This window comes from Mesorhizobium sp. L-8-10 (assembly GCF_016756635.1).
GTDB lineage: Bacteria > Pseudomonadota > Alphaproteobacteria > Rhizobiales > Rhizobiaceae.
The window spans coordinates 2,959,213-2,972,815 of sequence record NZ_AP023263.1; the positions used below are offsets into that span (position 1 = coordinate 2,959,213).

At 64.8% G+C, this 13,603-nt stretch carries 10 protein-coding genes; all 10 read left to right on the forward strand.

Annotated elements, in window-relative coordinates:
* Positions 1-23: 23 nt before the first annotated feature.
* Positions 24-1,409: an aldehyde dehydrogenase family protein gene (locus JN280_RS13780; RefSeq protein ID WP_202312897.1), complete on the forward strand. Its 1,386-nt coding sequence runs from the start codon at positions 24-26 to the stop codon at positions 1,407-1,409.
* Positions 1,410-1,436: 27 nt separating this feature from the next.
* Positions 1,437-2,609 (forward strand): iron-containing alcohol dehydrogenase, encoded by a 1,173-nt coding sequence (locus JN280_RS13785; protein WP_202312899.1) that lies wholly within the window; start codon positions 1,437-1,439, stop codon positions 2,607-2,609.
* A 316-nt stretch (positions 2,610-2,925) separates the two neighbouring features.
* Entirely contained in the window at positions 2,926-4,032 is a 1,107-nt protein-coding gene (locus tag JN280_RS13790) for an ABC transporter substrate-binding protein (RefSeq protein ID WP_202312901.1), read from the forward strand.
* 91 nt (positions 4,033-4,123) lie between these two features.
* A complete protein-coding gene (locus tag JN280_RS13795) occupies positions 4,124-4,990 on the forward strand; it encodes an ABC transporter permease (RefSeq protein ID WP_244743525.1) in 867 nt (288 codons plus the stop codon).
* Positions 4,987-5,778, forward strand: a complete 792-nt coding sequence (locus JN280_RS13800; protein ID WP_202312905.1) for an ABC transporter permease — start codon at positions 4,987-4,989, stop codon at positions 5,776-5,778. Before JN280_RS13795 ends, JN280_RS13800 begins: the two co-directional genes overlap by 4 nt.
* A gap of 14 nt (positions 5,779-5,792) precedes the next feature.
* Positions 5,793-6,857 (forward strand): ABC transporter ATP-binding protein, encoded by a 1,065-nt coding sequence (locus JN280_RS13805; protein ID WP_202312906.1) that lies wholly within the window; start codon positions 5,793-5,795, stop codon positions 6,855-6,857.
* A gap of 503 nt (positions 6,858-7,360) precedes the next feature.
* Positions 7,361-8,494 (forward strand): efflux RND transporter periplasmic adaptor subunit, encoded by a 1,134-nt coding sequence (locus JN280_RS13810; protein ID WP_202314752.1) that lies wholly within the window; start codon positions 7,361-7,363, stop codon positions 8,492-8,494.
* The gene (locus JN280_RS13815; protein ID WP_202312907.1) at positions 8,491-11,676 is read left to right on the forward strand and encodes an efflux RND transporter permease subunit; all 3,186 of its coding nucleotides are present in this window, start codon (positions 8,491-8,493) and stop codon (positions 11,674-11,676) included. Before JN280_RS13810 ends, JN280_RS13815 begins: the two co-directional genes overlap by 4 nt.
* 89 nt (positions 11,677-11,765) lie before the next feature.
* Positions 11,766-12,668, forward strand: coding sequence for an endonuclease/exonuclease/phosphatase family protein (locus tag JN280_RS13820; protein ID WP_202312908.1), 903 nt, complete (start codon positions 11,766-11,768; stop codon positions 12,666-12,668).
* 16 nt (positions 12,669-12,684) lie between these two features.
* The gene (locus tag JN280_RS13825) at positions 12,685-13,530 is read left to right on the forward strand and encodes an EamA family transporter (RefSeq protein ID WP_202312909.1); all 846 of its coding nucleotides are present in this window, start codon (positions 12,685-12,687) and stop codon (positions 13,528-13,530) included.
* Positions 13,531-13,603 lie beyond the last annotated feature (73 nt).

A 13,603-nucleotide genomic window follows, 5' to 3' on the forward strand; every position in this document is an offset into this window, starting at 1 on the left:
AACAACAGGAAAGGACCAGGAAAATGACCGAGACGGTCAAGCTGAAATCCCCGATCGACGGTTCGATCTATGCCGAGAGGCCCGTCGCCACCGACCAGGCGGTGAACCAGGCCGTGGAGCGTGCCAGGACGGCTCAGGCGGCCTGGGCGCAGACCTCCATCGCCGAGCGCGGCAAGCTCATGCTCGCCTTCCTCGAGGCGCTGGTTGCCATGAGCGACGAGATCGTGCCCGAACTCGCCTGGCAGATGGGCCGTCCGACCCGCTATGGCGGCGAGTTCGGCGGCGTCAAGGAACGCGTCAACTATATGGTCGAGATCGCCGAGCGGGCGCTCGCGCCCGTCGTGGCCAACGACAAGCCCGGCTTCCGTCGCTACGTGAAGAAGGATCCGCTCGGCGTCGTCATGGTCATCGCGCCGTGGAATTATCCCTATCTCACCGCCGTCAATACCATCGTGCCGGCGCTGATGGCCGGCAGCACGGTTATCCTGAAGCATGCCGCGCAGACGCTGCTGGTCGGCGAGCGCTTCCAGCAGGCTTTCGACAAGGCCGGCCTGCCGAAGCATGTGTTCCAGAATGTCGTCATGAATCACGGCCAGACTGAGAAGGTGCTCGCCTCCGGCCGCATCGATCATGTCAACTTCACCGGCTCCGTCGCCGGCGGACGGGCGATCGAAAAGGCCGCAGCCGGCACCTTCATGACGCTCGGGCTCGAACTCGGCGGCAAGGATCCGGCCTATGTGCTGCCCGATGCCAAGCTCGACCATGCCGTGGCCAATCTGGTCGACGGCGCCTTCTACAATTCGGGTCAGTGCTGCTGCGGCATCGAACGCGTCTATGTGCACGAGAAGGTCTATGACGAATTCGTCGAGGGCTTCGTCGCCGAAACGAAGAACTATGTCGTGGGCAATCCGCTCGACCAGGCGACCACGATCGGGCCGATGGCGCAGGCACGTTTCGCCGACTTCATTCGCGAGCAGAAGGCAGAGGGCCTGCGCAAGGGCGCCAAAGCCCATATCGGGATGAAGGTCGAGAACGACCGCGAGGGCTCGCCCTATCTGGCGCCCGAGGTGCTGACCAATGTCGACCACCAGATGAGCGTGATGCGCGAGGAGAGCTTCGGACCCATCGTTGGCATCATGAAGGTGCGAAACGACGAGGAGGCGATCGCCCTGATGAACGACAGCCCCTATGGCCTGACCGCCTCGATCTGGACGCGCGACACCGATCATGCCGCGGCGATCGGCGACCGCGTCGAGACCGGCACGGTGTTCATGAACCGCTGCGACTATCTCGATCCGGCATTGGTCTGGACAGGCGTGAAGGACACCGGCAAGGGCGCAGCGCTGTCGGCGATCGGCTACGACAACCTGACCCGGCCGAAATCCTACCATCTGCGTGAAGCGATCTGATCCTTATTTCCCGAAAGACTCCCATCGATGTCCAAGCTTGTCTCCAAGTGGAACTACCCGACCACCGTCCGCTTCGGCCAGGGGCGTATCTCCGAATTGCCGGACGCGCTTGCCGCCACCGGCATCAAGCGCCCGCTCTTCGTCACGGATCCGGGCCTCGCCAAGCTGCCGGTGGTTGCCAGGACCCTGAAGCTGCTCGCCGACGCCAAGGTGCCGCACGGCGTTTTTTCCGAGGTCAAGCCCAACCCGGTGGAATCGAACCTCGCCGCCGGCATCGAGGTCTACAAGAAAGGCAAGCATGACGGCGTGATCGCCTTCGGCGGTGGTTCGGCGCTCGATCTCGGCAAGCTGATCGCGTTCCAGGCCGGCCAGACCCGGCCAGTCTGGGATTTCGAGGACATCGGCGACTGGTGGACCCGCGCCGATGCCGACGCGATCGCTCCCATCATCGCGGTGCCGACGACCGCCGGCACCGGCTCGGAGGTAGGGCGTGCCGGCGTGGTGACGCATGAGGCGACCCACACCAAGAAGGTGATCTTCCATCCGAAGATGCTTCCTTCGATCGTGATCGCCGATCCCGAACTGACGTCGGGCATGCCGCCCTTCATCACGGCGGGCACGGGTATGGACGCTCTCGCCCATTGTCTGGAGGCCTATTGCGCGCCGGGCTACCATCCGATGGCCGACGGCATCGCGGTCGAAGGCATCCGGCTGGTGTTCGAGAACCTGCCGAAGGCCTATGCCGACGGCAAGGATCTGACGGCGCGCGCCCATATGATGTCGGCTGCCGCCATGGGCGCGGCCGCATTCCAGAAAGGCCTCGGCGCGATCCATTCGCTGTCGCATCCGGTCGGCGCGCTGTACGACACCCATCACGGCATGACCAATGCCGTCTTCATGCCTTATGTGCTGGCCTTCAACCGCGACGCGGTGGAGGACCGGATCGCCAGGCTTGCCGCCTATGTCGGCATCAAGGGCGGCTTCGACGGCTTCGCCAAGGCGGTGCTGAAGCTGCGTAAGGAGTTGAAGGTGCCGCACGCGCTTCCGGGCCTGATCAAGGGGCTCGACATGGACAAGAAACGCAAGAACCTGATCGCCGACATGGCTGTGGTCGACCCCACCGCCGGCGGCAATCCGGTCAAGCTGACCAAGAAGGCGGCGCTCGCGCTGCTCGACAAGGCGATCGAAGGCACGGTCTGATCCTTCCCGAAGGAGGCGGGGAGAAGGGTTTGCCGCAAACGCATCGGCGCGAAAACCGGAGACGATTTCGCGAGGCACGATGCGTAGGCCAAGCGCTTGAAGCGTCCTTCGCGCGTCCATGGGACGCGCGGCGCTACAATGCCGGCCGGCACTGATATTTAGCCGGAAAAATACTTCGGGCGATTGCGGCATGCTGGCAAAAGTAGTTAACTTTTCACGTCTCGGGGCTGCTCGCGCCTGCGTTTCACGCAACTGTCATCTGACAGGGATACCGCAGCGCTGGCGCCGAGTGACGCCAGTTCAACGGAGAGACACCATGTTCAAGTTTGCGGGGAAAGTGCTTTCCCTCACCGCAGCGTCGCTGATGGCGGCGACGGCGATCTCGTCGGCCCAATCCATGGACGAGCTGGTCGCGGCCGCGAAGGCCGAAGGACAGCTCACCACCATCGCGCTGCCGCATGACTGGTGCGGTTACGGCGCGGTCATCGAAGGCTTCAAGAAGAAGTACCCGGAAATCACGATCAACGAGCTCAATCCCGACGCGGGCTCCAGCGACGAGATCGAGGCGATCAAGGCCAACAAGGACAACAAGGGCCCGCAGGCGCCCGACGTGATCGACGTGGGCCTTTCCTATGGTCCGCAGGCCAAGGCCGACGGCCTGATCCAGCCCTACAAGGTCTCGACCTGGGATTCGATCCCGGACAGCGCCAAGGATGCGGAGGGCTACTGGTACGGCGACTATTACGGCGTGCTCGCCTTCGAGGTGAACAAGGACCTTGTCCCCAACGCGCCGCAGGACTGGGCCGATCTGCTCAAGGACGAATACAAGAACGCCGTCGCGCTGGCGGGTGATCCGCGGGCCTCGAACCAGGCCATCCAGGGTGTCTACGCGGCCGGCCTGTCGAAGGGCGCCGCGGCCGGCAAGGCCGCCGGCGAAGCCGGGCTCGAATTCTTCAAGGAGCTGAACGCGAACGGCAATTTCGTGCCCGTCATCGGCAAGGCAGCGACGCTCGCCCAGGGCCAGACGCCGGTCCTCGTCCGCTGGGACTACAACGCGCTCGCCGACCGCGACACGCTGAACGGCAATCCGCCCGTCGAGGTGGTCGTGCCCAAGTCGGGCGTCGTCGCCGGCGTCTATGTCCAGGCCATCAGCGCCTATGCGCCGCATCCGAACGCCGCCAAGCTGTGGATGGAATATCTCTACTCCGACGAAGGCCAGCTCGGCTGGCTGAAAGGCTATTGCCACCCGATCCGCTTCAACGATCTGGCCCAGAAGGGGCTGATCCCGCAGGAACTGTTGGACAAGCTGCCGCCGGCCGCTGCCTATGAGGCAGCCGCCTTCCCGACGCTCGACGAGCAGGGAGCCGCCAAGGAGGCCATCACCAAGGGCTGGGATTCCGTCGTCGGTGCCAACGTGCAATAGCTTCATCCTTCCGGGCGGCCGAGCGGCCGCCCGGATCATACCGGATCCACCCATGGCAGATGCCGCAGTCTCCAAGCCCGCAGATCTTTCTATGCCGCCCGCGACGGAACGCGGGCTGCGCCTTCCGACGCAATGGCTCGGCGTCGCGCCGTTCTTCCTCTTCGCACTGTTCTTCCTGATCCTGCCGACCGCGTATCTGGTCGTCGGCGCATTCCAGAACAATCAGGGCGAGTTCACCTTCGACAACATCGCCGCCCTGTCGCAGCCCTCCATCGTCGCGGCCTACTGGATCTCGATCCGGATCAGTCTGGCCTCGGCGCTGATCGGGGCATTAATCGGCCTCGCCATCGCGATCGCCATCGTGCGCGGCGGCCTGCCGGGCTGGGTGCGCTCGGCCACGCTCACCTTCTCCGGCGTCGCCTCCAATTTCGCCGGCGTGCCGCTCGCCTTCGCCTTCCTCGCGACGCTCGGCCGACTTGGCCTCGTGACCGTGCTGCTCGGCAGCCTCGGTTTCAATATCTACGCGCATGGCTTCAACATCCTGTCTTTCTGGGGCCTCACGCTCACCTATCTCTTTTTTCAGATCCCGCTGATGGTGGTGATCATCACGCCGGCCATCGACGGATTGAAGCGCGAGTGGGGAGAGGCGGCGGCCACGCTCGGCGCCACGCAGCTTCAGTACTGGCGCATGGTGGTCATCCCGGTGATCTGGCCGAGCTTCCTCGGCACGGTGATCCTGCTTTTCGCCAATTCCTTCGGTGCGATAGCAACGGCCTATGCGCTCACCGGCTCCTCGCTCAACATCGTGCCGATCCTGCTCTACGCGCAGATCCGCGGCGACGTGCTGCACAATCCGCATCTTGGCTATGCGCTGGCCTTCGGCATGATCGTCATCACCGGCCTGGCCAATGTGTTCTACATCTGGTTCCGGACCCGCAGCGAGAGGTGGCTGAGATGAAGGGCACCCGCTTCTGGGCCTGGCTCACCTTTGCCGTCGGCGCGATCTATTTCTTCGTGCCGCTGATCGCGACGCTGGAATTCTCGCTGCGCATGCGGCGCGGCGAATATTCCTTCGATGCCTACAGGGTCGTGCTCGGCGACGTCCGGTTCCAGGAGACCTTCCTCTACTCCGTCACGGTCGCCGTGTTCACGATCCTGCTCGGCATCCTCGTCGTGGTGCCGACCGCCTACTGGATCCGGCTCAGGATGCCGTGGCTCAGGCCTATCGTCGAGTTCATCACGCTGCTGCCGCTCATCATCCCGGCGATCGTCATCGTCTTCGGCTACATCCGCATGTATGGCTCGTCGTCGCCGCTGCCGTTCCTGGCCACGGCGCGCGGTACCGACGTGCTGCTCGTCATCGGCTATGCGACGCTCGCTCTGCCCTACATGTACCGGGCCGTGGACACAGGTCTCAGGACCATCGACGTGCGCACCCTGACCGAGGCCGCGCAGATCCTCGGCGCGGGCTGGACCACGATCGTCGTCCGCATCATCCTGCCAAATGTGCTGATCGCGGTCCTGTCGGGTGCGTTCCTGACCTTCGCCATCGTGATCGGCGAGTTCACCATGGCTAGCCTGCTCAACCGGCCGGCCTTCGGCCCCTATCTGCAGAATATCGGCGCCAATCGTGCCTATGAACCGGCGGCACTCGCCATCATCGCCTTCGCCATCACCTGGGGCTGCATGTCGGTGATCCAGATCCTGTCGCGCTTCGCGCCGAAATCGGCCAGCCGGCCGAATTGAGAAAGTAGAAAGCCATGGCCGATCCCTTCCTCAGCATACGGCACATCCGCAAATCCTTCGGCAGCGCGACCGTCGTCCAGGACTTCAATCTCGATGTCGGCGCCGGCGAGTTCATCTCGCTGCTCGGGCCGTCCGGCTGCGGCAAGACGACCGTGTTGCGCATGGTGGCCGGCTTCGAGGAGCCGAGCGCCGGCAACATCGTCGTCGGCGGCAAGGACGTCACCAGGCTGAAGCCGAACCAGCGCAATGTCGGCATGGTGTTCCAGGCCTATGCGCTGTTCCCCAACCTCACGGTGGCGCAGAATATCGGCTTCGGGCTGAAGGTCGCCGGCGTGCCCAAGGCCGAGGCCGATGCCCGCGTCGCCGAGATGCTCGGGATCATCAAGCTGCCCGATTTCGGCGGCCGCTACCCCTACCAGCTCTCCGGCGGCCAGCAGCAGCGTGTGGCGCTGGCACGCGCGCTGGCGCCCAAGCCCAAGCTGCTGCTGCTCGACGAGCCGCTGTCGGCGCTCGACGCCAAGGTGCGAGTCGCGCTGCGCGACGAGATCCGCTCGATCCAGAAGGCGCTGGGGATCACCACGATCTTCGTCACGCACGACCAGGAAGAGGCGCTGTCCATCTCCGACCGCATCGTCGTCATGTATGGAGGGAAGGCCGAACAGGTCGGCACGCCGTTCGAGATCTACAACCGGCCGGCGACCCGTTTCGTCGCCAATTTCGTGGGCACGCTCAACGTGCTGGAAGGCACGGTGGCGGATGCTTCGAGCGGCACGGTGCGGCTTGGCGACAGCCAGCTTTCGCTCAAGGGATCGCTGAACGGCGCCAAGACCGGCGACGCGGTCTCGCTGGCGCTGCGCCCCGAAGCCATTGCGCTCGGCCGCCAGCCCGGCCGCGATACCAGCCTCGGCGGAGAGATCGCCGATGTCAGCTTCCTGGGCTCGGTGATCCGCGTGCGTGTCGGCATCGGCCAGAACGCGGTCTCGCTCGACACGTTCAACAATCCCGCCTCGCCGCCGCCCGCCGTCGGCGCCAAGACGGAGATCAGCTTCTCGTCGGGCGACGTCCTGGTGCTGCACTGAGGCTCGCGGCGCGCTGCAGGGCGGCCGCCGTGGGGACGGCGCCACTTTTCATCATGGCCAGCTGCCGACCGTCGAACGGCTACACGTCGTCGTGATCGATCATCGGTCTCGCCACCCGGCTACGGAATCGGTATAGAAAGGCGGGCGCGGGGAAGACGAGAAGTCCAGCAAGGTGACCTTATCGCGGCAAACACGGAAAACGGCCTTCGTGCCTTCGGTATCGCCCGGACGTCGGAAGGATCGGCCGACGGCGCGATGTATCGCTTCTGAAACCCGGAATGCCGATGGCGCGCTGAAGCGGCCGCGCGGAGCCCCGGGCATCGACATGGAAGCCTGTGACCGGCTCCCATCGCCGGCATGAAGCGGTGGGGTGGCGGCTCCGGCCGGCCGGGGCGTAGCCTGGTGGTTGGTCGCTGGCATCCCTCGGCCCTCGAATGTCGAAACAACTCTGTAAAGGAACGGATGTGCAGCGCTTGAGAGAGTTTGGTCGCTCGACGCCCCTGATGCCGCGCCTCGCGGCCGTGCTTCTGCTGCTGTGGTTTCCCACCGGCCTGCGCGCCCAGGAAAATCTCCCTGTCGTGACCACCGCCAAGCCGGTTGTCCGCCAGGTTGTCGAAAGCGACAGTTTCGTGGGGCGCTTCGAGGCGGTCGATTCCGTCGACGTCCGGTCCCGCGTCGGCGGCTATCTCGACGAGGTTCATTTTACGGACGGCGCCATGGTGAAGACGGGCGACCTTCTCTTCACCATCGACAAGCGGCCGTATCAGGCCGCGTACGACTCGGCGAAATCGCGGGTGGACGTCGCGACCTCGGTGCTCGAATTCGCCACGTCGCAGCTCGAACGGGCCGACGCGCTCGCCAAGTCGGGCAATCTGGCGATCTCCGTGCTCGACGATCGCCGCCGCGAGCATCTCTCGGCGCTCGCCCAGCTCGAAGGCGCCAAGGCGGACCTGCGCAACGCCAGCCTCAATCTCGACTTCACGGAGATTCGGGCGGCGATCTCCGGGCGCATCGACCGCAGGCTGGTATCGCCGGGAAACCTCGTCCAGGCCGACAGTACCCTTCTCACCACCATCGTGTCGCTCGATCCGATCGACTTCTATTTCGACATCGACGAGCGTTCGGCCTTTGCCTATGCGCGCGACGCGCGCGAGCGCGGCGGATCGCTTCAAGAGGGCGCCGGCGGACTCGACGTCAGCGTCAGGCTGAACGATCGCGACCCGGTTTCGTTCGCCGGCAAGCTGGACTTCTCGGAAAACCGCCTGGATTCGCAGACGGGGACGATGCGCATGCGGGCCCGCCTCGCAAATGCCGACGGCATAATGCAACCTGGAATGTTCGGCAGGATCACCATGCCGGGCTCGCTTCCCTATAAGGGCATCCTCGTTCCCGACGAAGCGATCGGCGCCGACCAGGACCGACGTGTCGTGTATGTGGTGGACGAGACGGGAACGATATCGGCCAAGCCTATCCGTACGGGTCCCATACTCTACGGCTATCGTGTCGTCCGAACCGGCCTGACCGGAGACGAGACGATTGTCGTTGACGGGCTGGTGCGCGTCCGGCCGGGCGTGAAGGTCAAGGCCGAACAGGTGACGCTTCCCGCCGAAGCGGAAGTTGCGGAGCTGCCGCGATGAGATTCGCGCATTTCTTCGTCGACAGGCCGATCTTCGCCTCGGTCCTGTCGATCGTGTTCCTGATCGTCGGCTCGATCGCCTACTCCCAACTGCCTGTGGCGCAATATCCCGAGATCGCGCCGCCGACGATCGTCGTGCGCGCGCAATATCCCGGAGCGGACGCCGATACCGTCGCTGCAACGGTGGCGACGCCGCTGGAGCAGGAGATCAACGGCGTGGAGAACATGCTCTACATGTCCTCCTACTCGACCGGCGACGGCTCGATGTCGCTTACGATCACCTTCCGGCTCGGCACCGATCTCGACCAGGCCCAGGTGCTAGTGCAGAACCGCGTGTCGATCGCCCAGCCGAAGCTGCCGGAGGAGGTGCGCCGGCTGGGTGTGACCACCACCAAGAGTTCGCCCGACCTGATGATGGTCGTCCACATGCTGTCGCCCGACGACAGCTATGACCAGCTCTACGTGTCGAACTACGCCCGCTCGAACATCCGCGACATCCTTCTTCGCCTCGACGGGGTCGGCGATCTCCTCATCTTCGGGGAACGTGAATATTCGCTGCGCGTCTGGCTCGATCCCGAGAAGCTCTCCATCTACGGCATGACGGCCGGAGACGTCGTGAACGCCTTGCGCGAACAGAACGTCCAGGTTTCGGGAGGCGCGATCGGAGCGCCGCCCACCAACCAGGGCAACGCTTTCCAGTATACGGTCACGACGCAGGGCCGTTTCAACGAAGCGCGCGATTTCCGCTATGTCATCGTGAAGTCGACCGAGGACGGCCGACTGGTCACGCTGGAGGATGTGGCGCGCATCGAGCTCGGCGCGCGCAGCTACGTCACCAATTCCTACCTGAACGGAAAGCCCGCGGTCGCCCTGGCCATTTTCCAGCGGCCCGGCACCAACGCGCTGGCCGCATCGGCCGAAATCCAGGAAACCATCGCGCGGCTGTCGCGCGATTTTCCACAAGGCATTGGCTACCAGATCATCTACAACCCGACCGAGTTCATCGCCGAATCGATCAACGAGGTCTACAAGACCATCCTCGAGGCGGTGCTGCTGGTCGTCATCGTCATCATCGTCTTCCTGCAGTCCTGGCGCATGGCGATCGTCCCGATCGTCGCTATTCCGGTTTCGCTCATCGGCACGCTGGCGGTCCTGCTGGCCTTCGGCTTCTCCCTCAACATGCTGACCTTGTTCGGCCTCGTGCTGGCGATCGGCATCGTGGTCGACGATGCGATCGTCGTGGTGGAGAATGTCGAGCGCAACATCGCCCTCGGGCTTGACCCCAGGGACGCGGCGCACCGCACCATGGACGAGGTGGGCGGCGCGGTGGTGTCGATTGCCCTGGTGCTCACGGCGGTGTTCGTGCCGACGGCGTTCATTCCCGGCATCAGCGGCCAGTTCTACCTGCAGTTCGCCGTCACCATCGCCGTGTCGACGATCATCTCGGCCTTCAACTCGCTGACGCTCTCGCCGGCGCTCGCGGCGCTGCTGTTCAAGCCGCATACGGCGTCGCACGAGCCGCCCAGGTTCTTGCTCGCCCGCTTCGGCAATGCGCTGGCGAACGGCTTCAACAGCGGCTTCGATTGGATGGCGGATCGCTATGCCGGCATCGTCCGGGTCATGGTGGGGACGCGGGTCGCGCTCGGCGTCATGCTGGCGGCCTTCGCAGTTCTCCTCTACGCGACCTATCATATGCTGGAGACCGTGCCGCGCGGCTTCATTCCGGCGATGGACCAGGGTTATGCGATCGTGGTCGTCCAGTTGCCCGACGCGGCGTCCCTTTCGCGCACGGACGAGGTCGTCCGGAGGGCTTCCGAAATCGTGCGAGAAACTCCGGGGGTGGTCAATTCCGTCGCCTTCTCCGGATTCTCCGGCGCGACCTTCACCAATGCCAGCAATGCGGGCGTGATTTTCGCGCCGTTCGATACTTTCGAGCATCGCCTGGCGCAGGGGCTGTCGCAGGACAAGATCATCGGCAACCTGTTCGGCCGGCTGCAGAGCATCCAGGAGGCCTTCATCATCGCCCTGGCGCCGCCGCCGGTCCGGGGCATAGGCAATTCGGGCGGATTCAAGCTGCAATTGCAGGAGCGCCAGGGCACCGATATTCGCAAGATCCTCGAACTCGCTCACCAGGTCGCCGCCAAGGCCAACCAGACGCCCGGTCTGATGGGGGTGTTCACGACCTTCTCGGCCTCCAGTCCGCAGTTCTTCCTCGACATAGACCGCAACAAGGCGCGCATGCTGAACGTGCCGATACCGAACATCTTCGAGACGCTGTCGGTCAATCTGGGCGCAGCCTATGTCAACGATTTCAACGCCTTCGGCCGCCTCTACCAGGTGCAGGCGCAGGCCGACCAGTCGTTCCGGCTGCAGCGGGAGGACATTCTGAGGCTGAAGGTCCGCTCCGCGACGGGGGCACTGGTGCCGCTCGGAACGCTGGTCGACATTCGCGATGTCACCGGCCCTCAATTGGTGCAGCGCTACAACATGTATGTGTCTGTCCCGGTCCAGGGCAGCGCCGCGCCCGGCGTCTCGACCGGCACGGCGCTCGACCTGATGGAGGGTATCTCCGAGGAGATCCTGCCCGAAGGTACCTCCTATGAATGGACCGAACTGGCGTTCCAGGAACGCAGCACGGGCAATACGGCCGTCTTCATCTTCGCCTTGTCGGTGCTCTTCGTCTTCCTGGCGCTCGCGGCGCAGTATGAGAGCTGGGTCCTGCCCTTCGCGATCGTGCTGATCGTGCCGCTGGGCGTGCTTGCCGCGCTCGTCGGCGTCGCGCTGAGAGGGCTGGACAACAATGTGCTTGTCCAGATCGGCCTCATCGTGCTTGTCGGGCTGGCGGCAAAGAACGCTATCCTGATCGTCGAGTTCGCGCGTCAGGCGCAGGAACGTGGTGCCTCGGTTGTCGAGGCGGCGGTCGAAGCATGCCGTCTGCGGCTGCGGCCCATCCTGATGACCGCCTTCGCCTTCATCCTGGGTGTCGTACCGCTTGTCATCGCCGTCGGTCCCGGCGCCGAGATGCGCCAATCGCTCGGCACGGCCGTCTTCTCGGGCATGCTCGGCGTCACCTTCGTCGGACTGTTCCTGACGCCGGTCTTCTATGTCGTGCTGCGGACGCTGTTCCCCGTGAGGGTGCCTGCACCGACGGCACCGGCCGAGATGCCCGGCCCCGCCGAATAGAAGCAAGTCCCTGCACGACCGGGGCCGGACATGTTCCCTCCTTGCCAGTCGCCAGCCGACAAGCCACGCCAGGTGAGGGGGTAAACCGGTTGAAGTTCGTCAGCTACAACATCCAGTACGGTTTCGGCGCCGACGGCCGCTACGATCTGGCGCGCATCGCCCGCGCCGTGGCAGATGCAGACGTCATCGCGCTTCAGGAGGTCGAGCGTCACTGGAGGCGCAGCAACGATGACGACCAGCCCGAGATCCTGTCGCGCCTCCTGCCGGACCATCACTTCGTCTACGGGCCGGCCTTCGACATGGATGCCAGCACGCGGGACGCCGACGGTCGGCTGGTCAATCGGCGGCGGCAATTCGGCACCATGCTGTTGTCGCGCCTGCCGATCGTCTGGTCGCGGCTGCATCTACTACCCATGCGGCGCGTGGTGAGCCCGCTGAACACCCAGAACCCGGCGCTCGAATGCATGATCCGGACGCCGTGGGGGCCGCTGCGCGTGTTCTCCCTGCACCTTGCCCATATCGGCGCCGAAGAGCGGCTCGAGCAGATCGACTTCCTCCTGGAACATCATCGCCGCGTGCCGTTCGAGGGCGGTCCGTGGAGCGGCACCGACGACGAGCCGCATCGCGACTGGACGAATGGGGAACCAGAGCCCGAAGCGCCGCTCGCGGCAATCTGGATGGGCGATTTCAACAGCGAGTCCGGCAGCGCCGAATACCGGCGCATAACAGGTTCCAATCCATACCATCCGTCGGTCGCCTGTTTCGGCGGTTTCGTCGACGCGACGATGATGGCGGCCGGCGGGGAGGTGTCCCATACCCATGTGAGGCGGCTCGCCGACGACACGCTGCAGGAGCGCCGGCTGGACTATTGTTTCGTGAGCGGGATGCTGGCGCAGCGTGTACGCTCGCTGCGCGTCGATCTCGATGAACCTGCCTCCGATCATTTCCCGGTCTGGGTCGATATCGATCTCGAAACGGCGGACGGGCGGTGACGGAGCGTGTGCCGGAATGAGCGCCGCCGTCTTTGTCGCGGTGCTCGCCGCCGCTCTCATGCATGCGGTCTGGAACGCGCTGATCAAGGTTCGGCTCGACCGTTTCGCCTCGATCCAGCTCATGACTCTCGGGATGGGCGTGGCGGCCCTGCCGGCGCTGCCCTTCGTCGAGATGCCGCACGGCATGGTCTGGGTCTGGATCCTGACGTCGACCGCGCTGCACACCGGCTACCGGCTGTTCCTGATCAAGGCCTATGAGACGGGCGACCTTTCGCTCGCCTATCCTCTGGCGCGGGGCACCGCGCCCCTGCTGACGACGCTCGGTGGCATTCTGCTGGTGAACGAAGTTCCCGGTTCGCTTGCCATGGCCGGCATCCTGTTCCTGTGCGCCGGCACGGCGCTCATGTCCTTTCGCGGCGGCACCGATATTGGCGGGGTCGACCGCCGCGCCGTCGGCTTCGCGCTCGTCACCTCGCTTTTCGTGGCGGGCTATACGTTGACGGACGGTTCCGGCGCGCGGGCCGCGTCGACCGCTTCCTCCTATGCCGTCTGGTTGTTCGTCGTCGACGGGCTGTGGACTCTCGTTCTGTCGCTTTGGCTACGCGGCCGGCCGATCGTCTCGTCCATGCTGCTCGAATGGAAGACAGGCGTCGTCACCGGCGCGCTCGCCGCCGGGGCCTACTGGATCGCCATGTGGGCGATGACGAAGGCGCCGATCGCTTCCGTCGCCGCGTTGCGCGAGACCTCGATTCTCTTCGCCATGTCGATCTCCTTCCTCGCGCTGCGCGAGCGGCTGACGGCATGGCGCATCGCGGCTGCGCTGTTCATCGTCGCCGGGGTGATCGCGTTGCGATTGGGCTGACATCCGCGAAGATCATCAGTCTTCCGCAACAGCCCGCCTGCCGGCTTGGAAGAAAAACGACCGCTTGTCGTTT

What these genes read in the sequence shown, in the direction of transcription:
- JN280_RS13780 (WP_202312897.1), top strand. Translation starts at nt 24, where the DNA reads ATGACCGAGACGGTCAAGCTGAAATCCCCGATCGACGGTTCGATCTAT.
- JN280_RS13785 (WP_202312899.1), top strand. Translation starts at nt 1,437, where the DNA reads ATGTCCAAGCTTGTCTCCAAGTGGAACTACCCGACCACCGTCCGCTTC.
- JN280_RS13790 (WP_202312901.1), top strand. Translation starts at nt 2,926, where the DNA reads ATGTTCAAGTTTGCGGGGAAAGTGCTTTCCCTCACCGCAGCGTCGCTG.
- JN280_RS13795 (WP_244743525.1), top strand. Translation starts at nt 4,124, where the DNA reads ATGCCGCCCGCGACGGAACGCGGGCTGCGCCTTCCGACGCAATGGCTC.
- JN280_RS13800 (WP_202312905.1), top strand. Translation starts at nt 4,987, where the DNA reads ATGAAGGGCACCCGCTTCTGGGCCTGGCTCACCTTTGCCGTCGGCGCG.
- JN280_RS13805 (WP_202312906.1), top strand. Translation starts at nt 5,793, where the DNA reads ATGGCCGATCCCTTCCTCAGCATACGGCACATCCGCAAATCCTTCGGC.
- JN280_RS13810 (WP_202314752.1), top strand. Translation starts at nt 7,361, where the DNA reads ATGCCGCGCCTCGCGGCCGTGCTTCTGCTGCTGTGGTTTCCCACCGGC.
- JN280_RS13815 (WP_202312907.1), top strand. Translation starts at nt 8,491, where the DNA reads ATGAGATTCGCGCATTTCTTCGTCGACAGGCCGATCTTCGCCTCGGTC.
- JN280_RS13825 (WP_202312909.1), top strand. Translation starts at nt 12,685, where the DNA reads ATGAGCGCCGCCGTCTTTGTCGCGGTGCTCGCCGCCGCTCTCATGCAT.